Source organism: Adlercreutzia sp. DFI.6.23, from assembly GCF_024462535.1.
Classification (GTDB): domain Bacteria; phylum Actinomycetota; class Coriobacteriia; order Coriobacteriales; family Eggerthellaceae; genus Adlercreutzia; species Adlercreutzia rubneri.
Map to the genome: position 1 here is coordinate 1 of NZ_JANGBP010000331.1, position 322 is coordinate 322.

Annotated in this window: 1 protein-coding gene; it reads right to left on the minus strand. The window is 71.7% G+C overall.

Annotated elements, in window-relative coordinates:
* A partial coding sequence (locus NE591_RS13595; protein ID WP_256156902.1) for a flavin reductase family protein occupies positions 1–322 on the minus strand: 322 nt, incomplete at both ends.

A 322-nucleotide genomic window follows, 5' to 3' on the forward strand; every position in this document is an offset into this window, starting at 1 on the left:
CGCTCTTATCGGTAACGCGCCCCGAGTGCGAGCCGCACCAGAGCACGGCCTCGGCCGCCTCGGCGCCCACGGACGACAGGGTGCAGTGCCCCGTCACCTCGATGGCCTTGCCGCTCCAGGATGTCGATTTCAGTCCCAGGGCCACAAGGGGCGGCTCGTAGGACAGCGGCGTGCAGAAAGCCGCGGGCGCGAAGTTCGCCCGGCCGTCGCGCGCGGTGCCGACGACGATGACGGGCCTAGGGCCGAGCGCCGCGGCGATGGCGCGCCCGGAGAGGTGGCGCTGGGGCGTTTTGGTGACGCGTGGTTGCCTGATGGAAACGGG